The following is a 17,819-nucleotide window of genomic DNA, read 5'->3' as shown; positions in this document are numbered from 1 at the left end:
AGGGGGCGCCGACGCCTCAGAATTCCCCTCCCCCTTGAGGGGAGGGGTGAGGGGTGGGGGGCCGGCGAAGCCGAACAAAGACTCCATCCATATGCGATAGCCCTCCCCCTTGAGGGGAGAGATGGAGGGTGGGGGTCATACACGAACTATGCGATGCCTTGCCACTTCGAGTGGGAGGGAGGATACGGCGCTATGCCGCATCCCTCTCCTGGGTAATGCGCGAGCGGATCGCCTCGATCATGCTTTCGCGGATGATCGTCTCGCCATGGGCCTCGCGCATATGCTCGACGGCGCGGCGGATGACCTCCGCCTCCTCCTCATGCCTCGTGTGCCAGTCGCAACCGGGGACAAGCGATCCGCAATGAAATTCTTTCATCGTTCGATCCTCCTTCGTTTCGCGTCGGCGGAAGCCGACAATATAGCACGATATGGGGCGCATGGCCGAGAGCGGACAGGGCGCGCGATTACGTTTTATAGGCGGAAGCCGTGGCGGCGATCTCCTGGCGAAGCCATGCCTTGAAGTCCTTGACCTTTTTCGGCTCCGGCCGCGATTTCGACGTCACCAGCCAATAGCCGAACTTCGTCTCGGCCAACCCCTCGAACGGGCGCACCAGACAATTCGCGGCCAGCGCGTCGTGGGCGAGCGTCTGCCATGCGAGCATCACCCCCTGGCCGGCGATCGCTGCATCCAATGCCAGCGAGGCATCCGTGAAGGCGCTGCCCTCGCCGAGGTCCTTGTCGGCGAGCCCGTGCGGGGCAAGCCACACGTCCCAGCTTATGGTCGAGTTGGCGTCGCGCACGATGGGCGCGGAAATAAGGTCGCGCGGCGTCTTCAGCCGCTCCGCCAGCGCCGGCGCACACACGGGAAAGACCTCCTGCGCCAGCACGAACTCCGCGTTCACCCCCGGCCAGCCGCCTTCGCCGACGCGGATCGCCAGGTCGATGTCGGAAGCGTCGAGATTGACCAGCGCCACCGAGGCATCGAGCCTGAGCCGCATCTGAGGGTGCTGCCGCGAATAACCCGCGAGCCGCTGCACCAGCCACTTCGACGCGAGGACCGGCGCGACCGAGATGGTCAGCACGTTGTCGGCGTGCCGCCGCGCGGCGGCCACGGCCTCGTCAAGGTTGCCGAAGCCTTCGTTCAGCCGCCCGGCGATCTGCCGCCCGAAGGCCGTCGGCACCAGCCCGCGCTTCGTTCGGTCGAAGACGCCCTGGCCGAGCTGGCGCTCGCAGCGGATGACATGTTGGCTCACCGCGCCGATGGAAACGCCAAGCTCGTTCGCAGCCGCCGCCAGCGAGCCGAGCCGCAGCACCGCCTCGACGGCGCGCAGCGCGTTGAGATGGACGCGGTTCAGGTTCTGCATATAGCCTTTCTAAAGTAATCTGCAGGCAATCTCCATTGAAATCATGGTGTTTTGGCCGGATTCTCCTCGCATGAAACTTGGAGGACAAATCCATGATGCAACTTTTCTTGAGCATTGCCGCCCACCTCCGTCGCCGCATGGAGCAGTTCCAGGTGATCGAGAACTATGCGGATGAGGAGAGATGGCACCGCGATCCCCTGTCGCATCCCGACATTGCCCGTATGAGCCCAGGGGAACTTGCGGATTTGCCCCTTCAGCGCAAGACGGGCGTATGTGAGCGCTGAGGGAGATATCGGCCGCGGCTTGAGCACTGCTCCCGGAGAAGCACCAGTGCCGCGCCTTGGCAAATCGCCTACTCCGCCGCCAGCCTCTCGCCCAGGAACCCGCCCGACTGGCGCTTCCACAGCTGCGCATAGAGTCCGCCGCGCGCGATCAGCTCCTGGTGCGAGCCTTCCTCGACGACGCGGCCCTCGTCGAGCACGATCACGCGGTCGAGCGCAGCGATGGTGGAGAGGCGGTGGGCCACGGCGACCACGGTCTTGCCCTCCATCAGGCGTCCCAGGTTCTCCTGGATCACCGCCTCGATCTCCGAATCGAGCGCCGAGGTCGCCTCGTCGAGGATGAGGATCGGCGCGTTCTTCAGCATCATGCGGGCAATGGCGATGCGCTGGCGCTGCCCGCCCGAGAGCTTCACCCCGCGCTCGCCCACATGGGCGTCATAGCCGGTGCGGCCCTTGAGGTCGGCAACCTCGAGGATGAAATCATGCGCCGAGGCCCGCTTGGCGGCGGCCACGATCTCCGCTTCGCTGGCGCCCGGCTTGCCGTAGGCGATGTTGTCGCGGATCGAGCGGTGCATCAGCATCGGCTCCTGGCTGACGACGCCGAACTGGGCGCGCAGCGAGGCTTGCGTAACCTCGCGGATGTCCTCGCCGTCGAGCAGGATGCGGCCGCCCTCGATGTCGAAAAGCCGCAGCATCAGGTTGACGATGGTCGTCTTCCCCGCTCCCGAGGGGCCGACAAGGGCGACACGCTCGCCGGGGCGGATGTGAAGGGTCAGCTCCTCCAGAACGCCGCGCTTCCTGCCGTAGTTGAAGGTGACGTTCTCGAAGCGGATGTCGCCTGTCGCGTGGGCGATCGCCCGCGCATCCGGCGCGTCCTGGATGGCCGGCCGGCGCGAGATCACGCCGGTGGCGTCCTGCACGGTGGCATAGGCGCGGATGAGCCCGTTGACGGAGAACATCATGTAGCCGGACATCTGGTTGAGCCGGAAGACGAGGCCCATGGCGGCGGCGATCTCGCCGGTCGAGGCGTTGCCGTTCATCCAGCTCATGACGGCGAGCGTGCCGACGGCCGTCATCATGATGCCGTTCAGGATGAAGACGGCGGCACGCACCCGGGTGATGGCGCGCGTCAGGGTGCGCACGGCCTTGAGCAGGCGGGCCATGCCGTCGCGCACATAGGCGTGCTCGCGCCGTCCGCTGTCGTAGAGCTTGACGGCCATGATGTTGGTGAAGGCGTCGACCATGCGGCCGTTGAGGATCGAGCGCTCGTCGGCCCGCCACCTGCCGGCCTCGCGCAGCGGCGGCAGCAGGTAGCGCGCGGCGATCACGAAGGCCGCGAACCATAGCCCGAGCACCAGCCCCAATAGGGGGTCGAGTGCGGTCAGGATGGTGCCGGCAAGCAGCAGGAACGTGAAGAAGCTCCACATGGTCTGCAGCGCCGAGACGATGAAGTCGCCCGTCGCCTCGCCGCCCTGCATGATCTTGGTGGCGATGCGGCCGGCGAAGTCGTTCTGATAGAACTCGTAGGGCTGGTCCATCACGCGGCGAAAGGACTGCCAGCGCACCCGCTGATAGAAGGAGGGCGCGATCACCTGCTCCTCGATCACCGTGTTGACGAGCATGACGCCGGCACGCGCGAAAAGCACCAGGAAGGCAAGCCCCAGAAGCATCGGCCAATGGTTGGCGATAAGGGTGGTCGGCGTCGAGGTGTCGAGCAGGTCGATCAGCTTGCCCAGCCCCCAATAAAGCCCGGCGTCCACCACGCCCGCCAGACCGCCGATGACGAGGAGAAGGACGAACGGCCACTTGGCCTGGGTGGCGAAGAAGAGAATGAACCTGAACGCATCCGTCGGCAGCACCTCGCGCTCGGTGTCGCCGAAGGGGTCGATCACCCCTTCGGCGCGCCGCCACAGGCGCTCGTTCAGGCCTTGCCTTCCTTCGTCCGCGTCCATCGTCACTCCGCTGCCTCCGCCGCCTGTTCGACGTCGAGGAACCCGCCCGACTGGCGCTGCCAGAGCTGGGCGTAGATGCCGCCGCTGGCGATCAGCTCGTCGTGGGTACCCTCCTCGACGATGCGGCCCTCGTCCATGATCACCAGCCGGTCCATCGCTGCGATGGTCGACAGGCGGTGGGCGATGGCGATCACCGTCTTGCCCTGCATCAGCGTCGCCAGGTTCTCCTGTATCGCGGCTTCAGCTTCCGAATCGAGCGCCGACGTCGCTTCGTCCAGGATCAGGATCGGCGCGTCCTTCAGCATGACGCGGGCGATGGCGATACGCTGGCGCTGGCCGCCTGACAGCTTGACGCCGCGCTCGCCGACATGGGCGTCGAACCCTTTCCGTCCCTTTATGTCGGACAGGTCCTTGATGAAGTCCAGTGCCTCGGCGCGCCTTGCCGCCTCGCGCACCATGGCCTCGTCGGCGTCAGGCCGGCCATAAAGGATGTTGTCGCGCACGGAACGGTGCAGCAGCGAGGTGTCCTGGGTGACCATGCCGATCTGTGCGCGCAACGAATCCTGCGTCACGTCGGCGATGTCCGTCCCGTCGATCAGGATGCGCCCGCCTTCCAGGTCGTAGAAGCGCAGGAGCAGGTTGACCAGCGTCGACTTGCCGGCACCCGAGCGGCCGACGAGCCCCACCTTCTCGCCCGGCCGGATGGTCAGCGACAGGTCCTCGATCACGCCGCCCTTCTTGCCGTAGTGGAAGCGGATGCGATCGAAGGCGATCTCGCCCTTGTCGACCCGCAGTTCCTTGGCGTCCGGCCGGTCGTCGACCACGCGCGGCAGCGAGATCGAGCCGATGCCGTCCTGCACGGTACCGATGTTCTCGAACAGCATGGTCATTTCCCACATGATCCACTGCGACATGCCCCATAGTCTCAGGACCAGACCGAGCACCACGGCAACGGCGCCGATCGACACCACCTCACCCATCCACAGCCATATGGACAAGGCGCCGACGGTGAACAGGCACAGCGAGTTGAGCAGATAAAGCAGCCCGTAGAGCCCCGTCACCAGCCGCATCTGCTTGTAGACCGTCTTCAGGAAGCCGGACATGCCCTCCCGCGCATAGGCCGCCTCGCGGCGGGCATGGGAGAACAGCTTCACCGTCTGGATGTTGGTGTAGCTGTCGACCACGCGGCCGGTCATGACGGAGCGTGCGTCGGCCTGTTCCTTGGCCACGCGCCCCAGCCGCGGCACGAAGTTGCGCAGGAGCACGATGTAGCCGACGAGCCAGACTGCGAGCGGGGCCGCCAGCCGCAGGTCGGCGGATGCCACGATGAACAGCATGCCGGCGAAATACACCGTCACATAGTTCAACACGTCGATCAGCTTGATGACGCATTCGCGCACGGCGAGCGCCGTCTGCATCAGCTTTGTGGCGATGCGCCCGGCAAACTCGTCCTGGTAGAAGGTCATGGACTGCTTGAGCAGATAGCGGTGCACCTGCCAGCGGATGCGCATGGGGAAGTTGCCGAGCAGCACCTGATGGTTGGTCAACGAGTGGAGGACCACCGTCAGGGGCAGGAACACCAGGATGACGAAGGCCATACCCGCCAGCTTCCAGCCCTCCTCCTCTAGGAATGTCTCCCGGTTCCGGTCCGCCAGCCAGTCGACGATGTTGCCGAGGAAGGAGAACATCCAGACCTCGGTAATCGCGATCGTCGCCGTCAGGATCGCCAGGAGCGTCAGATACCCCCAGGCGCCCTTGATGAAATGCAGGCAGAAGGCGATCAGCGTCTTCGGCGGCTCCTCCGGCTCATCGGCCGGAAAGGGGGGAAGGCGTCTTTCGAACCAGCTCAGCATCGTCTTAATCCTCGATAGCGTCGTCAGGCACTCAGCGGTGCCCCTTGCGCGGCACGGTCGGTGCGCCGGGCTTTGAATTCTTGATCGGTCGAGCGCCCGCCTTGCCGGCGAGCTGCCTCGGGTCGGCGCCTTTCTCCAGCGGCGCCTTTGATCCCGAATGCGCCCTTTGCGCCTTTGCGCCAAGGGCGGCGGAGAAGGCTCCTGACAGGGTCTTGGCAGGAACCCTGCCTGCAACGTCCGGCGGCAGTGCGGTCGCGGCGGGGGCGATGGCTGTTTCGGGCGCTTTGCGCCCCTTGGGAAATTTTGCAGACATGGAGCGAATCCTTGCGGAATTCCGGAAAAGGTTCCGGCGGATTCGCTCGTGCGTGTTCTACAGGGGAGAAGTAAGCTTCGGAACGAAAACCGCCGTCAGGCCGTGAGCCCGGCCCCGGGCAAGGGGCGTTCACGGACGATGGAAACGAACATCCGGTTATCCATGTCTGTCTCCAGCAGTTTACGTCGGTTGCGGCGGCCTTATATCCGAAGAGGCCGGGGATGGCCAGAGGCCTCGTCGCCGTATAGTCACCTTCACGGGCCACTGTGGCCCGAAGGCTACAATTGGTCATGCTATGAACGGAAACGATATCCGCATTGCCCTTTTCCAGCCGGACATCCCCGGCAACACCGGCGCCGTCCTGCGCATCGCTGCATGCCTGGGCCTGACGGTGGACCTGATCGAGCCGGCCGGCTTCGACCTGTCGAGCCGGGCGCTGAAACGGGCGGGCATGGACTATCTGGAGATGGCCTCCCTCAACCGCCATACCTCCTGGGAAACCTTCGACCACTGGCGTCGAGAGGAGGAGCGCCGGCTCATCCTGTTCACCACCGCTGCCGCCGTGCCCTACACGGCCTTCTGCTTCCGCGGCGGCGACATCCTCCTTTTCGGGTGCGAATCGTCGGGCGTGCCGGAGGCGGTGCACGAGGCGGCCGATCACCGGCTCGTCATTCCCATGCGCGAGAAGGCGCGCAGCCTCAACCTCGCGGTCGCCGTCGCCATGGCCTGCGGCGAGGCGCGCAGGCAGGTGGGGTAGGGCGGGGCTGCGGTTGTTCTGCATGCGCGGCTTCTCCTTCACGGCATTCGAAGGAGGGCCGGCTACACCCTCAACTTAAGTTGAGGTCAAGAGGAGGAAGGGGGCAACTGTAAAACTAATCAGCGCTCGGCAGCCGGCGCATGGTGAATTCGATCACGTCGCCGGGGCGCTCGCACCAGCTTTCGATCTCGGTCCAGTAGGCCTGCTTGGGCCAGCGTTCCAGCCATTCGCGCGCCTTGGCGCGGGCCTCGGCGCGCGGCAGCGAGAAGGTCTCGCGCAGGAAGCCGTCGCGCGGCAGGCGATGGCCGTTGGCGCGCTTCTTGTCGAGGGCATGTTTCAGGCCCTCGAGCGGAGGCTTGGCGGGCACACGCACGAAAGAACTCCTTGACCCGTTGGACGAGGAGATTAGGGATCGCGAGAGAAAAATGCGAGTCCTTTGTCCGCCACGCGCGGCGCCGGACGCCGGAGGAGCGATCATGGAAAGACCCGATATACCGGCCGGACTGCCCGAGGATATCGAGGACAAGAAGGCGGCGGCGAAGGCCTGGTTCGAGACCCTGCGCAACCGCCTCTGCGCCGCGTTCGAGGAACTCGAGGATGCGCTCACCGGCCCGCTCTCGACCCGCGCACCCGGCCGCTTCGAGCGCACGCCCTGGCAGCGCGAGGAGGGCGCGGGCGGCGGCGGCGTGATGGCGCTCATGCACGGCCGCGTGTTCGAGAAGGTGGGCGTGCACACCTCCACGGTCCACGGCGAATTCTCGCCCGAATTCCGCCAGCAGATTCCCGGCGCCGAGGAGGATCCGCGCTTCTGGGCCTCCGGCATCTCGCTCATCGCCCACCCGCAGAACCCCAACGTGCCGGCCGTGCACATGAACACGCGCATGGTGGTGACGACGCGCCAATGGTTCGGCGGCGGCGCCGACCTCACCCCGGTGCTCGACCGCCGCCGCACCCAGGAGGATCCCGACGCGATCGCTTTCCACAAGGCGATGCGCTTCGTCTGCGACCGGCACGGCCAGATCGCCGACTACGACCGCTTCAAGCGCTGGTGCGAGGAATATTTCCATCTTCCGCACCGCGACGAGCCGCGCGGCATCGGCGGCATCTTCTACGACTGGCTGAAGAGCCCCGAGGAAAAGGGCGGCTGGGACGCCGACTTCGCCTTCACCCAGGATCTCGGCCGCGCCTTCCTCGTCATCTACCCCTATCTGGTGCGCCAGAACTTCGACACCAACTGGACCGAAGCCGACCGCGAGGAACAGCTCGTGCGCCGCGGCCGCTACGTCGAGTTCAACCTCCTCTACGACCGCGGCACCATCTTCGGCCTGAAGACCGGCGGCAACGTCGACGCCATCCTCTCCAGCATGCCGCCAGTGGTGAAGTGGCCATGAGGAGGCTTGCGGATGGTACGCTAGAAGCGTATAGTCCCAAGTAGGTGGAGATAGCGTTCGATCCGGAAAAGGACGAGAAGAATCGTCGGGAACGCGGGCTTTCACTCGCCCTTGGCCGCGAAGTCATCCGAAACCAGGTGGCAATCTTCTTGGATGACAGGCGAGAATATGGCGAAGACCGGTATGTGTCGTACGGATATGTGGGAGACAGGCTTCACGTTTGCGCCTTCACGATACGCGACGCGGTCTTTCGAATTATCTCCGTAAGAAAAGCCAATGACCGGGAGGTCAGGAAACATGGTCGATGAAGATTGGGACGACAACCCCGAGTGGGACGAGAGCAATACACGCCCGCTCGACGCGCCCGCGAAGCTAAATTTCGTGCGCGCTCTGCTTGGAATGAATCAGGCCGATTTCGCCCATCTACTCGGCATCCCACTCGCCACGCTCCGCAATTGGGAGCAACGGCGCACAGAGCCCGACGCAACGGCGAAGACGCTGATCGATCTCATCTTCGCCGACCCGCAGGGCATGCGCGAACGGCTGGAGCGGCGCAACGCGGCTTAGGGCAATTACAGGAAAAGTGGAAGCCGGTTTTCAGTCCGGAATTGCGACAAAACAACGGGTTGGAACAGTTCATCGATTCCATGAAACGATGAACCGTTCTAGGGCCTCAACGTCGCCAGCTTCAGCCCGAAAGCGACGAATACCGCTCCCGTCGCTGCCTTCACCCACCGCTGCACCCAAGCCCTTCCGCCAAGCCCCTTGAGCGTCGAGAAGAGCAGCACCAGGGTGGAGAACCAGACGATGTTGATGAGCGAGTGGATCGCCACCAGCAGGAATGCCCACTTCACGCCGTCGGCGCTGGCGGGGATGAACTGCGGGAAGGCAGCAAGGTAGAACATCGACACCTTCGGGTTCAGCGCGTTGGTGAGGAAGCCTTCTGCGACGGCACGCGCCAGGGTGCGCCTGCGTCTGGCCGGCGGCACATGGGCCGGCGCGGTCACGCCCTTCCAGGCCTGCCACAGCGCCTTGACGCCGATGAAGCACAGATAGGCCGCGCCCAGCATCTTGACGAGGAAGAAGGCCTGCGCCGACTGCACGAGGATGATGGAGATGCCGAGGATCGACAGCGCGCCGTGCAGGTAGAAGGCGGCGAAGAAGCCGGCGATGTTGGCAAAGCCCGCCGCCTTGCCGGAGGTCGGCACGGTCTTGGCGATCAGCACACCGTTGGGACCGGGCGAGATCACCAGAAGGGCTGCGACAAGGCTGAAGGCCGAAAGCTCCAGAAGCGTCATCGGGAAGTTCCTTTCTGCTGCACCCGCCGTCACTCCAGCCATTCGGTGACGAATCGCTCGCTGGCATGGATATCCGTGGTCTCCAGGACCCCCGGCCCGGCCCAACTCTCGCGGTTGATGACATACGCCAGGACGGGCACAATAGAGCAATTCCAGGAAAAATGGGAACCGGTTTTCCCTCGCTGTTGAGGCGGAAACAGACGGCAAGCATCAGGAGCGTTTCATGCCGCGACCCCCTGCCTCATCAAGCCCCTCCCGCGCACCCAACACCGGCATCGGTGCGCTCGACTACGAGCTTGCCGAAGAGATGGCGGCCGCGCTTGGCCGCGCTGGCCGGCGCGCCGAGGAGAGCCTTGTCCGGCTTGCCGCGCACGACGGCAAGGGTGCGGAACGCGCGCACCTGCTGCGCGAGGCGGCGGATGCCGTCTATGCCTATTTCATCCAGCGCGAGATATGCGGGCTGAAACGGCACGACGAGGTGGTGCGCCACCTGGCCATCCCGCGCGCCGTCCTGGCGCGGCTCGGCGCGCGGTAGCGGCCGACGGTTGTTATCCCCGCGACAATCTGCCCTGCGGCTCTCCGGCGTCTGGACAAGTCTGACCGTCGAGCATAGAAACCATCGCCAATTGCCGGGGGAACGGCCGGCCCGTCGTGGCGAATCCGAGGGGCAGGCGCGTGTCGACATACGCTTCTTCCCGGCAGGCATTAGGTGAAAGGACCGCAGCCCCGTGAGCGCTACTGATTCGACCGAACACACCCGTCGCGACTTTCTCTACGTGGCAACCGGCGTGGCCGGCGCCGTGGGCGCGGCCGGCGCCATTTGGCCGTTCATCGACCAGATGCGCCCCGACGCCTCGACCAGGGCGCTGGCCTCCATCCAGGTCGATGTTTCGGGCGTTGAGCCCGGCATGTCGTTGACGGTGAAGTGGCGCGGGCAGCCCGTCTTCATCCGCAACCGCACCGATGAGGAGATCGAGGCGGCCCGCCAGGTGCCTCTCGACGACCTCAAGGATCCCATCGCCCGCAACGACAACCTGCCGGCCGACGCGCCGGCCACCGACATCGATCGCTCGGCCGGCGAGGGCAAGGAGAACTGGCTGGTCATGATCGGCATCTGCACGCATCTGGGCTGCGTGCCGCTCGGTCAGCAGGGCGATTTCGGCGGCTGGTTCTGCCCCTGTCACGGCTCGCATTACGACACGGCAGGGCGCGTCCGCAAAGGGCCCGCGCCGGAAAACATGGCCGTCCCGGCATTCGAATTCATCTCCGACACGGTCGTTCAGATCGGGTAGGCAAGGGAGCGTATTTCAAGATGAGCGGTGGACATTCTACCTACACCCCCAAGACGGGCTTCGGGCGCTGGATGGATGCGCGCCTTCCGCTGCCGCGCCTCGTCTACGATTCCTTCGTCGCCTATCCGGTGCCGCGCAACCTGAATTACGCCTACACCTTCGGCGGCATCCTCACCCTCATGCTGGCGGTGCAGATCCTCACCGGCATCGTGCTCGCCATGCATTACGCCTCGAACACGGAGATCGCCTTCAACTCCGTCGAAAAGATCATGCGCGACGTCAATTCCGGCTGGCTTCTGCGCTACCTGCACTCGAACGGCGCCTCGTTCTTCTTCATCGCCGTCTACGTGCACATCTTCCGCGGTCTCTACTACGGCTCCTACAAGGCGCCGCGCGAGCTTCTGTGGATCCTCGGCTGCATCATCTACCTCCTCATGATGGCCACCGCCTTCATGGGCTACGTTTTGCCGTGGGGGCAGATGAGCTTCTGGGGCGCCACCGTCATCACCGGCTTCTTCACGGCGATCCCGCTCGTCGGCGACTGGATCCAGCAGCTTCTGCTCGGCGGTTTCGCCGTCGACAATCCCACCCTCAACCGCTTCTTCTCGCTGCACTATCTCTTGCCCTTCATGATCGCCGGCGTCGTCGTCCTGCACATCTGGGCGCTGCATGTGACCGGGCAGTCCAACCCGACCGGCATCGAGGTGAAGCAGAAGACCGACACGGTGGCCTTCACGCCCTACGCGACCATCAAGGACGGCTTTGCCATGGTCGTGTTCTTCCTGGTGTTCGCCTATTTCGTCTTCTACATCCCCAACTATCTCGGCCACCCCGACAACTACATCGAGGCCAACCCGCTCAAGACGCCGGCGCACATCGTGCCCGAGTGGTACTTCCTGCCCTTCTACGCGATCCTGCGCGCCATCACCTTCAACATCGGGCCGATCGATTCCAAGCTGGGCGGGGTGCTCGCCATGTTCGGCGCCATCGCTGTCCTGTTCGTGGTGCCCTGGCTCGATACCTCGAAGGTGCGCTCGGCGGTCTACCGGCCGTGGTACAAGCTGTTCTTCTGGCTTTTCGTGGCCGATGCCATCTTCCTCGGCTGGCTCGGCTCGAGGCCGGCGGAGGGCACCTATGTGGCCATGGCGCAGGCCGCCACGCTCTATTATTTCGCGTTCTTCGTCGTCGTCATGCCGGTCCTCGGCCTCGTCGAGACGCCGCGCCGGCCGCCGAACTCGATCACCGAGGCGGTGCTGGAGAAGAACAAGCCCGGGACCCCGGCCGCCCAGACCGCCGGCGAGGCATGAGCGAGCGTATGCGCAAGAGGATCTTGGAAATGAAGACGTTTCTAAACGGGCTGGCTGCGCTCGGCCTCGGCATTGCCATGGCCACCCCCGCGGATGCGGCGGAATACCCGCTGAAGAAGCCGCCGCAGCTCGAATGGAGCTTCGACGGCCCCTTCGGCGCCTACGACAAGGGCCAGTTGCAGCGCGGCTTGAAGATCTACCGCGAGGTCTGCTCCTCCTGTCATTCGCTCGACCTGGTCGCCTTCCGCAACCTGGAGGATCTCGGCTACACGGAAGAGCAGGTTCGCGCCATCGCCGCCGAATACGAGGTCGAAGACGGTCCGGACGAGAACGGCGACATGTTCACCCGTCCCGCCACGCCGTCCGACCATTTCCCCGCGCCCTTCGCCAATCCGCAGCAGGCGGCCGCCTCCAACAATGGTGCCGCGCCGCCGGACTTCTCGCTTCTCGCCAAGGCGCGCGCCGTGGAGCGCGGCTTTCCCACCTTCGTCTTCGACATCTTCACCCAATACGCCGAGGGCGGTCCGGACTACATCCACGCGCTCCTGACCGGCTATGAGGAAGACGCGGAAGGCCACGAGGTGCCCGAGGGCACCTACTACAATCCCTATTTCTTGAACGCCGTTTCGCTCTCCATGGCGCCGCCGCTCTCGGACGGCATGGTGACCTACGAGGACGGCAGCCCGGAGACGGTCGACCAGTACGCCCGCGACATCGCCGCCTTCATGATGTGGGCCGCCGAGCCGCACATGGAGGCGCGCAAGGAAACCGGCTTCACCGTGATGGTCTTCCTGGTCCTCTTCGGCGGCCTCGTCTACCTCACCAAGCGCAAGGTGTGGGCCGAAGTTCACTAGAGCAATTCCAGGAAAAGTGGAAACCGGTTTTCCGTCCGGAATTGCGACAAAACAACGACTTAGACCGGTTCATCGATTCCATGAAACGATGAACCGGTCTAAGGCCGCGGCAAAAAGCCAGGGGCGCCGCCGGGCGCCCTTTTCTTTTGGCGCGCAAAAGGGCAAAAGGGGCTGCAACGGGCCGGGGCTGCCGATGAAACCTTCCCTCGAAGACACGCTACTTTCAGCCATTCGCACCATTCCCGACTATCCGAAGCCGGGGATTCTCTTCCGCGACATCACCACGCTTCTGGGCAACGCGCGCGCCTTCCGCCGCGCCGTGGACGAGCTCGTCCACCCCTATGCCGGCTCCAAGATCGACAAGATCGCCGGCATCGAGGCGCGCGGCTTCATCCTCGGCGGCGCTATCGCCCACCAGCTCTCCTCCGGCTTCGTCCCCATCCGCAAGAAGGGGAAGCTGCCGCACGAGACGGTGCGCGTCGCCTACAGCCTGGAATACGGGCTCGACGAGATGGAGATGCACGTCGACGCGGTGGAGCCGGGCGAGAAGGTCATCCTCGTCGACGACCTCATCGCCACCGGCGGCACGGCCGAAGGCGCCGTCCGGCTTCTGCGCCAGATGGGCGCCGATATCGTCGCCGCCTGCTTCGTCATCGACCTGCCGGACCTCGGCGGCCGCGCCAGGCTGGAAGGGCTGGGCGTGGACGTGCGCACGCTCATCGCGTTCGAGGGGGATTGAGGCTGTCTATCGGGTGCCTTGGAGGCGCCGGCATTCCTCGCTGAATTCGCCTACCCAACCCTCAAAAGCACCGCATTATCAAACTCCAGCACCGCCTGCCCGTCGCCGTTGAACGCCCCCGCCTTCAATGACAAAAGCCGCCACCCAGGCCGCGAGGCCAACGCCCGGTGCGACACCGCGGTGCGCGTGAAGGTGATCGTATCCCCGGCATAGACCGGCTTCAGCCATTTCAAGTTGGAAAACCCCGGCGAGGGCCCGAATTCCGGCCGCGGCCCCGGCTCCCGCCAGGCGCCGTCGTCGGTCCGCGCGTTTTGCAGATTGTACTTCATCCACATGGCGCAGGTATGCCAGCCCGACGCGCACAGCCGGCCGAACACGCTTTCCTCCGCCGCCTTCTCGTCCAGATGAAAGGGCTGCGGGTCGTACTTTTCGGCGAAACGCTTGATCTCGTCCGCCGTGAAGGTGTGGCTGCCGAGCGTGACCGTCTCGCCGAGCCGCAGGTAGGCCTCAAGGCTCATGCCGCACCTTTCTCGCGAAGGCGGAACAGGATCGGGTTCTCGCACAGGATCACCCTCTCGCCATTCTGGTTCTTCACTTCGTGCCGGAAGGTGACGAGGCCGAGACCGGGCCGCGACTTCAGAAGCCGCCGGGAAAGCGCCGTCGAGGCGCCCGAAAGCCGGTCGCCGGCCAGCACCGGGCGCTGCCAGCGCATGTCGGTGATGCCGGGCGAGCCTTGCGAGGTGGAATCGAGCAGGAAGGCCTCGCACATCATGCGCATGAATATCGAGCAGGTGTGCCAGCCCGAAGCCGCAAGCCCGCCGAGCAGGCTCGCCTCGCCCGCTTCCTCGTCGAGGTGCATGGGCTGGGCGTCGAACTCGGAGGCGAACGCGACAATCTCCTCCTTGCCGACGCGCTTCTCGGGAAGGGCGATGACGCAGCCCTCGTAAAAGTCCTCGTAGGCCCAGCGCTTCCCGCTCATCGCATCTTCCTTCCAGATACAAGGACCAGCGGCCTCGATAATCGACCCTGAAAGGCTCCGTTCACCAGGCGGTCAATGCAAGGCCTGCCGGCACAAGTCACACATTGAACTTGAACAGCATCACGTCGCCGTCCGCCACCACGTATTCCTTGCCTTCGTCGCGCGCCTTGCCGGCCTCGCGCGCCGCCGTCTCGCCGCCCAGCCGCACGAAGTCGTCATAGGCGATGGTCTGGGCGCGGATGAAGCCGCGCTCGAAGTCCGTATGGATTTCGCCCGCCGCCTGCGGCGCCTTGGCGCCCTTCTGCACGGTCCAGGCGCGCGCCTCCTTGGGGCCGACGGTGAAGAAGGTGATGAGGTCCAGCAGTTCGTAGCCGGCGCGGATCAGCCGGTCGAGACCGGGTTCCTCGAGCCCCATGGCGTCCAGATACTCCGCCGCCTCCTCGTCCGGAAGCTGCGCCACCTCCGCCTCGATGGCCGCCGAGATCACCACGGATTTCGCCCCTTGCGCCTCGGCCATCTTTTCCACCGCCGCGCTGTGCGCGTTGCCGCCCGCCGCATTGCTCTCGGCGACGTTGCAGACGTAAAGCACCGGCTTCGATGTCAATAGGTTGAGCGAGCGCAGGATTTGCAGGTCCTCGGCCGCAAGCTCCGGCAGAAGCAGGCGCACCGGCTTGCCGTCCTGCAGCAGCGCCAGCGCCTTCTCCATCATCGGCAGGACGGCGATCGCCTCCTTGTCCTTGCCGGTGGCGCGCTTGCGCGTCTGCACGATGCGCCGCTCCAGGCTTTCGAGGTCGGCCAGCATCAGCTCCGTCTCCACCGTCTCGGCGTCGGCCATCGGGTCGATGCGGCCTTCGACGTGGGCGATGTCGTCATCCTCGAAGCAGCGCAGCACATGCACGATGGCGTCCACCTCGCGGATGTTGGCCAGGAACTGGTTGCCCAGCCCTTCGCCCTTGGAAGCGCCGCGCACGAGGCCTGCGATGTCGACAAAGGAAATGCGCGTCGGCACGACCGCCTTCGATTGGGCGATCGCGGCAATCTTCTTCAGCCGCGGATCGGGCACGGCCACCTCGCCCGTGTTAGGCTCGATGGTGCAGAAGGGGTAGTTCGCGGCCTGTGCCGCAGCCGTTTTCGTCAGCGCGTTGAAGAGCGTCGACTTGCCGACATTGGGCAGGCCGACGATGCCGCATTTGAAACCCATCTTGTGCTTTGTCCTGTAAGGTGAAGGCTGTTCAAAGAATGTTGGCAGGGCTATGGGCGAAGGGAGCGGCCATCGTCAAGCCCTGGAAGCATCGCCCGGCCGTGGCCAGGTGCTGAACCGGCGCTACTTCTTCTCCCCGAAGAGCTTCTTCAGCATGGCTGCCATAGGCCCGGTCTCGGGCAAGGGCGCGGACGGCTTTTGCGGCCGTGCCTGGCGGATATGGCTCTGCCCCTTGGCGGCCGGTTTCCGCTCATTGCCGGCCGGCTCCGCCTTGCCTTTGACGGCCAGGCTCACCTTGTTCATGAAGCCGGAATCGTCACCCTTCACCAGCATCTCGGCGTTGTCGGCGATCGCTTCCAGAAGCGGCTCCAGCCAGTCCCGGTCGGCCTTGGCGAAATCGCCCAGCACATGGCCGGTGACACGCGCCTTGTCGCCCGGATGGCCGATGCCGATCCTCACGCGGCGATAGTCCTTGCCGCAATGCGCGTCGATGGATCTGATGCCGTTATGGCCGCCGGCGCCACCACCGACCTTCACGCGCACCTTCGCCGGCGCCAGGTCCAGTTCGTCGTAGAGGACGATGAGATCGGCGGGCTCGAGCTTGTAAAAGCGCATCGCCTCGCCAATCGCCTGGCCGGAGAGGTTCATATAGGTCTGCGGCTTGATCAGCAGCACCTTCTCGCCGCCCAGCCGGCCTTCGCAGACCAGCGCGCTGAACTTCTTCGACCAGGGCGAAAAGGAATGGCGGCGAAAAATGGCATCCGCCGCCATGAAACCGACATTGTGCCGGTAGTTCTCGTATTGCCGGCCGGGATTGCCGAGCCCTGCAATGAGGAGCATGGGAAATTACCCTCGACGGAGGGGAAAGGGCTATTCCTCGCCCTTGTCCTCGCCTTCCGTCTCCTTCTCTTCCGCCTCTTCCTCGGCCTCTTCGGCCTCGGCTTCAGCCGCTTCCTCTTCCTCCGCCTTCAGGCCGGCCGGGGCGGCGACCGTGGCGATGGTGAAGTCGCGGTCGGTGATCGTCGGCGCCACGCCCTCGGGCAGCTTCACCGCCGAGATGTGCACGGAATCGCCGATGTCGAGCCCCGTCAGGTCGATCTCGATGTGATCGGGGATGGCGGTCGCCGGGCAGGTGAACTCCACCTCGTGGCGCACCACGTTCAGGACACCGCCGCGCTTGATGCCGGGGGCCAACTCTTCGTTCGTGAAGTGCACCGGCACGTTGACGGTGACGATGGTGTTGCGGCCGATACGCAGGAAGTCGATGTGCTCGGCAAAGCCGCGCACGGGATCGAGCTGGTAATCCTTGGGCAGGACCTGGATCTTCTCGCCGTCCACGTCGATGGTGGCGATGGTGGTCAGGAACCCGCCGCCATGGATGCGCAGGAACGCTTCCTTGTAGGGCAGGGCGATCGTCATGGGGGGCTTCTTGTCGCCGTAGATGACGGCGGGAATCTTACCGCTGCGCCGAATTGCCCGGGCGGACCCCTTACCGACCCGTTCGCGCGCCTCGGCCTTCAGCTCATATGACTGACGGCTCATTGGCTTTTCCTTTCAAGTTTCGGAGCGTTTTCCGGACGTAAACGGACCCTGAAAACGAGAAAGCCGCCAGGCGCATCGCGCAAGGCCGGCCTCCATCCGCGCTGCCTCCAAGGGTGTCTGCACGGACGGCGGGTCTATAGCGGATGGGAGGGGCGGGTGCAAGGGCATGCGCAAGGATTACCCCGGCCGTACCGGGGCGTCGTCGGAATATGCTATCGTCGCCCCGCCATTCAAGCGGAGCTTTAAGCATGACCCTGCGCATCGTTCGTCTCGGCACGCCACGCCTTTCGGGGGAAGGGACGCGGATCGGCACCGTGCGGCGCCCGCCGCGCGGCGTGCGCAAGGAGCGCTTTTCCGCCGACGACTGGTTCGACCTCTGGTACCCGGAGCTTTCGCCCAGCGCCGAACTGGTCGCGAAGGCCCAGGCGGCGAAGACGGAGCGCGAGTGGGCGGCCTTCGTCAAGGCGTTCCGCGTGGAGATGAACGCGCCGGCGCCCCGGCACACCCTGGACCTTCTTGCCGCGCTTTCGCGCGACGCCGACTTCTCGATCGGCTGCTACTGCGAAGACGAATCCCGCTGCCACCGTTCGGTGCTGCGCGAGCTTTTGGCGGAGCGAGGGGCGAAGATCGGCTAGAGCAATTCCAGGAAAAGTGGAAACCGGTTTCCCGTCCGGAATTGCGGCAAAACAATGAGTT

23 protein-coding genes are annotated in these 17,819 nt (G+C 65.0%); 11 read left to right on the top strand and 12 right to left on the bottom strand.

The window, feature by feature from the left end; all coding sequences use genetic code 11:
• Window positions 1-190 precede the first annotated feature (190 nt).
• Both GM910_RS08395 and GM910_RS08390 read right to left on the bottom strand, forming a co-directional pair.
• Window positions 191-376 carry a DUF1059 domain-containing protein gene (locus tag GM910_RS08395; RefSeq protein ID WP_159587076.1) on the bottom strand — a complete coding sequence of 62 codons (186 nt, stop codon included), beginning with the start codon at window positions 374-376 and terminating at the stop codon, window positions 191-193.
• Window positions 377-464: 88 nt separating this feature from the next.
• A complete protein-coding gene (locus GM910_RS08390) occupies window positions 465-1,364 on the bottom strand; it encodes a LysR substrate-binding domain-containing protein (protein ID WP_159587075.1) in 900 nt (299 codons plus the stop codon).
• A gap of 92 nt (window positions 1,365-1,456) precedes the next feature.
• On the opposite strand from GM910_RS08390, the gene GM910_RS08385 reads away from it, so the two are divergent.
• Entirely contained in the window at window positions 1,457-1,648 is a 192-nt protein-coding gene (locus tag GM910_RS08385; RefSeq protein WP_159587074.1) for a hypothetical protein, read from the top strand.
• Between the two features lie 68 nt (window positions 1,649-1,716).
• On the opposite strand, the gene GM910_RS08380 is transcribed toward GM910_RS08385, so the two are convergent.
• Genes GM910_RS08380 through GM910_RS08370 form a run of 3 tightly spaced genes read right to left on the bottom strand, consistent with a single transcriptional unit; the run spans window position 1,717 to window position 5,763 of the window.
• The gene (locus tag GM910_RS08380) at window positions 1,717-3,597 is read right to left on the bottom strand and encodes an ABC transporter ATP-binding protein (RefSeq protein ID WP_159587199.1); all 1,881 of its coding nucleotides are present in this window, start codon (window positions 3,595-3,597) and stop codon (window positions 1,717-1,719) included.
• Between the two features lie 2 nt (window positions 3,598-3,599).
• Window positions 3,600-5,450 carry an ABC transporter ATP-binding protein gene (locus GM910_RS08375; RefSeq protein ID WP_159587073.1) on the bottom strand — a complete coding sequence of 617 codons (1,851 nt, stop codon included), beginning with the start codon at window positions 5,448-5,450 and terminating at the stop codon, window positions 3,600-3,602.
• 31 nt (window positions 5,451-5,481) lie between these two features.
• Window positions 5,482-5,763 carry a hypothetical protein gene (locus GM910_RS08370; protein ID WP_159587072.1) on the bottom strand — a complete coding sequence of 94 codons (282 nt, stop codon included), beginning with the start codon at window positions 5,761-5,763 and terminating at the stop codon, window positions 5,482-5,484.
• A 295-nt stretch (window positions 5,764-6,058) separates the two neighbouring features.
• Between GM910_RS08370 and GM910_RS08365 the strand changes: the two genes are divergently transcribed.
• The gene (locus GM910_RS08365) at window positions 6,059-6,520 is read left to right on the top strand and encodes a tRNA (cytidine(34)-2'-O)-methyltransferase (RefSeq protein ID WP_159587071.1); all 462 of its coding nucleotides are present in this window, start codon (window positions 6,059-6,061) and stop codon (window positions 6,518-6,520) included.
• A gap of 115 nt (window positions 6,521-6,635) precedes the next feature.
• Here GM910_RS08365 and GM910_RS08360 read toward each other — a convergent pair whose 3' ends face one another.
• Window positions 6,636-6,893 carry a hypothetical protein gene (locus GM910_RS08360; RefSeq protein WP_159587070.1) on the bottom strand — a complete coding sequence of 86 codons (258 nt, stop codon included), beginning with the start codon at window positions 6,891-6,893 and terminating at the stop codon, window positions 6,636-6,638.
• A gap of 103 nt (window positions 6,894-6,996) precedes the next feature.
• On the opposite strand from GM910_RS08360, the gene hemF reads away from it, so the two are divergent.
• From hemF to GM910_RS08345, 3 genes are read left to right on the top strand one after another with little or no spacing between them, the layout of a single operon-like run.
• Window positions 6,997-7,911, top strand: coding sequence for an oxygen-dependent coproporphyrinogen oxidase (gene hemF, locus GM910_RS08355; RefSeq protein ID WP_159587069.1), 915 nt, complete (start codon window positions 6,997-6,999; stop codon window positions 7,909-7,911).
• A 44-nt stretch (window positions 7,912-7,955) separates the two neighbouring features.
• A complete protein-coding gene (locus GM910_RS08350) occupies window positions 7,956-8,219 on the top strand; it encodes a BrnT family toxin (protein ID WP_159587068.1) in 264 nt (87 codons plus the stop codon).
• A complete protein-coding gene (locus tag GM910_RS08345; protein ID WP_159587067.1) occupies window positions 8,209-8,478 on the top strand; it encodes a helix-turn-helix domain-containing protein in 270 nt (89 codons plus the stop codon). Before GM910_RS08350 ends, GM910_RS08345 begins: the two co-directional genes overlap by 11 nt.
• Before the next feature lie 98 nt (window positions 8,479-8,576).
• On the opposite strand, the gene GM910_RS08340 is transcribed toward GM910_RS08345, so the two are convergent.
• Complete coding sequence (locus GM910_RS08340; protein WP_159587066.1) at window positions 8,577-9,209, bottom strand: LysE family translocator; 633 nt, start codon at window positions 9,207-9,209, stop codon at window positions 8,577-8,579.
• Between the two features lie 223 nt (window positions 9,210-9,432).
• On the opposite strand from GM910_RS08340, the gene GM910_RS08335 reads away from it, so the two are divergent.
• From GM910_RS08335 to GM910_RS08315, 5 genes are all read left to right on the top strand, one after another.
• Window positions 9,433-9,744, top strand: coding sequence for a DUF6665 family protein (locus tag GM910_RS08335; protein ID WP_159587065.1), 312 nt, complete (start codon window positions 9,433-9,435; stop codon window positions 9,742-9,744).
• A gap of 193 nt (window positions 9,745-9,937) precedes the next feature.
• Window positions 9,938-10,501, top strand: a complete 564-nt coding sequence (petA, locus tag GM910_RS08330) for a ubiquinol-cytochrome c reductase iron-sulfur subunit (protein ID WP_159587064.1) — start codon at window positions 9,938-9,940, stop codon at window positions 10,499-10,501.
• Window positions 10,502-10,521: 20 nt separating this feature from the next.
• Window positions 10,522-11,808 carry a cytochrome b gene (locus GM910_RS08325; protein WP_159587063.1) on the top strand — a complete coding sequence of 429 codons (1,287 nt, stop codon included), beginning with the start codon at window positions 10,522-10,524 and terminating at the stop codon, window positions 11,806-11,808.
• 29 nt (window positions 11,809-11,837) lie between these two features.
• Window positions 11,838-12,662: a cytochrome c1 gene (locus tag GM910_RS08320; RefSeq protein ID WP_159587062.1), complete on the top strand. Its 825-nt coding sequence runs from the start codon at window positions 11,838-11,840 to the stop codon at window positions 12,660-12,662.
• 193 nt (window positions 12,663-12,855) lie between these two features.
• Window positions 12,856-13,401, top strand: coding sequence for an adenine phosphoribosyltransferase (locus GM910_RS08315; protein ID WP_159587061.1), 546 nt, complete (start codon window positions 12,856-12,858; stop codon window positions 13,399-13,401).
• 50 nt (window positions 13,402-13,451) lie between these two features.
• On the opposite strand, the gene GM910_RS08310 is transcribed toward GM910_RS08315, so the two are convergent.
• The 5 genes from GM910_RS08310 to GM910_RS08290 form a co-directional block, all read right to left on the bottom strand.
• Complete coding sequence (locus GM910_RS08310; RefSeq protein WP_159587060.1) at window positions 13,452-13,919, bottom strand: MaoC family dehydratase; 468 nt, start codon at window positions 13,917-13,919, stop codon at window positions 13,452-13,454.
• A complete protein-coding gene (locus GM910_RS08305) occupies window positions 13,916-14,380 on the bottom strand; it encodes a MaoC family dehydratase (protein ID WP_159587059.1) in 465 nt (154 codons plus the stop codon). The genes GM910_RS08310 and GM910_RS08305 overlap by 4 nt, the downstream gene beginning before the upstream one ends.
• A 97-nt stretch (window positions 14,381-14,477) precedes the next feature.
• On the bottom strand, window positions 14,478-15,581 hold the full coding sequence (ychF, locus tag GM910_RS08300; protein WP_159587058.1) for a redox-regulated ATPase YchF: 1,104 nt from the start codon (window positions 15,579-15,581) through the stop codon (window positions 14,478-14,480).
• Window positions 15,582-15,704: 123 nt separating this feature from the next.
• The gene (pth, locus tag GM910_RS08295) at window positions 15,705-16,421 is read right to left on the bottom strand and encodes an aminoacyl-tRNA hydrolase (RefSeq protein WP_159587057.1); all 717 of its coding nucleotides are present in this window, start codon (window positions 16,419-16,421) and stop codon (window positions 15,705-15,707) included.
• Window positions 16,422-16,451: 30 nt separating this feature from the next.
• Entirely contained in the window at window positions 16,452-17,123 is a 672-nt protein-coding gene (locus GM910_RS08290) for a 50S ribosomal protein L25/general stress protein Ctc (RefSeq protein ID WP_159587056.1), read from the bottom strand.
• 248 nt (window positions 17,124-17,371) lie between these two features.
• Here GM910_RS08290 and GM910_RS08285 point away from each other — a divergent pair, with 248 nt between their 5' ends.
• A complete protein-coding gene (locus tag GM910_RS08285) occupies window positions 17,372-17,758 on the top strand; it encodes a DUF488 domain-containing protein (RefSeq protein ID WP_159587055.1) in 387 nt (128 codons plus the stop codon).
• The last annotated feature ends 61 nt before the right edge of the window (window positions 17,759-17,819 follow it).

The sequence above is a fragment of the Chelativorans xinjiangensis genome (assembly GCF_009812055.1).
GTDB lineage: Bacteria > Pseudomonadota > Alphaproteobacteria > Rhizobiales > Rhizobiaceae > Chelativorans > Chelativorans xinjiangense.
The sequence above is the reverse complement of the archived record's forward strand: the minus strand, read 5'-3'. Positions and strand labels throughout refer to the sequence as shown.

Bases quoted from the DNA above. Each gene is read 5' to 3' on its own strand.
- GM910_RS08395 (WP_159587076.1), bottom strand. From the start codon at position 376: ATGAAAGAATTTCATTGCGGATCGCTTGTCCCCGGTTGCGACTGGCAC.
- GM910_RS08390 (WP_159587075.1), bottom strand. From the start codon at position 1,364: ATGCAGAACCTGAACCGCGTCCATCTCAACGCGCTGCGCGCCGTCGAG.
- GM910_RS08385 (WP_159587074.1), top strand. From the start codon at position 1,457: ATGATGCAACTTTTCTTGAGCATTGCCGCCCACCTCCGTCGCCGCATG.
- GM910_RS08380 (WP_159587199.1), bottom strand. From the start codon at position 3,597: ATGGACGCGGACGAAGGAAGGCAAGGCCTGAACGAGCGCCTGTGGCGG.
- GM910_RS08375 (WP_159587073.1), bottom strand. From the start codon at position 5,450: ATGCTGAGCTGGTTCGAAAGACGCCTTCCCCCCTTTCCGGCCGATGAG.
- GM910_RS08370 (WP_159587072.1), bottom strand. From the start codon at position 5,763: ATGTCTGCAAAATTTCCCAAGGGGCGCAAAGCGCCCGAAACAGCCATC.
- GM910_RS08365 (WP_159587071.1), top strand. From the start codon at position 6,059: ATGAACGGAAACGATATCCGCATTGCCCTTTTCCAGCCGGACATCCCC.
- hemF (WP_159587069.1), top strand. From the start codon at position 6,997: ATGGAAAGACCCGATATACCGGCCGGACTGCCCGAGGATATCGAGGAC.
- GM910_RS08345 (WP_159587067.1), top strand. From the start codon at position 8,209: ATGGTCGATGAAGATTGGGACGACAACCCCGAGTGGGACGAGAGCAAT.
- GM910_RS08340 (WP_159587066.1), bottom strand. From the start codon at position 9,209: ATGACGCTTCTGGAGCTTTCGGCCTTCAGCCTTGTCGCAGCCCTTCTG.
- GM910_RS08335 (WP_159587065.1), top strand. From the start codon at position 9,433: ATGCCGCGACCCCCTGCCTCATCAAGCCCCTCCCGCGCACCCAACACC.
- GM910_RS08325 (WP_159587063.1), top strand. From the start codon at position 10,522: ATGAGCGGTGGACATTCTACCTACACCCCCAAGACGGGCTTCGGGCGC.
- GM910_RS08320 (WP_159587062.1), top strand. From the start codon at position 11,838: ATGAAGACGTTTCTAAACGGGCTGGCTGCGCTCGGCCTCGGCATTGCC.
- GM910_RS08315 (WP_159587061.1), top strand. From the start codon at position 12,856: ATGAAACCTTCCCTCGAAGACACGCTACTTTCAGCCATTCGCACCATT.
- GM910_RS08310 (WP_159587060.1), bottom strand. From the start codon at position 13,919: ATGAGCCTTGAGGCCTACCTGCGGCTCGGCGAGACGGTCACGCTCGGC.
- GM910_RS08305 (WP_159587059.1), bottom strand. From the start codon at position 14,380: ATGAGCGGGAAGCGCTGGGCCTACGAGGACTTTTACGAGGGCTGCGTC.
- ychF (WP_159587058.1), bottom strand. From the start codon at position 15,581: ATGGGTTTCAAATGCGGCATCGTCGGCCTGCCCAATGTCGGCAAGTCG.
- pth (WP_159587057.1), bottom strand. From the start codon at position 16,421: ATGCTCCTCATTGCAGGGCTCGGCAATCCCGGCCGGCAATACGAGAAC.
- GM910_RS08290 (WP_159587056.1), bottom strand. From the start codon at position 17,123: ATGAGCCGTCAGTCATATGAGCTGAAGGCCGAGGCGCGCGAACGGGTC.
- GM910_RS08285 (WP_159587055.1), top strand. From the start codon at position 17,372: ATGACCCTGCGCATCGTTCGTCTCGGCACGCCACGCCTTTCGGGGGAA.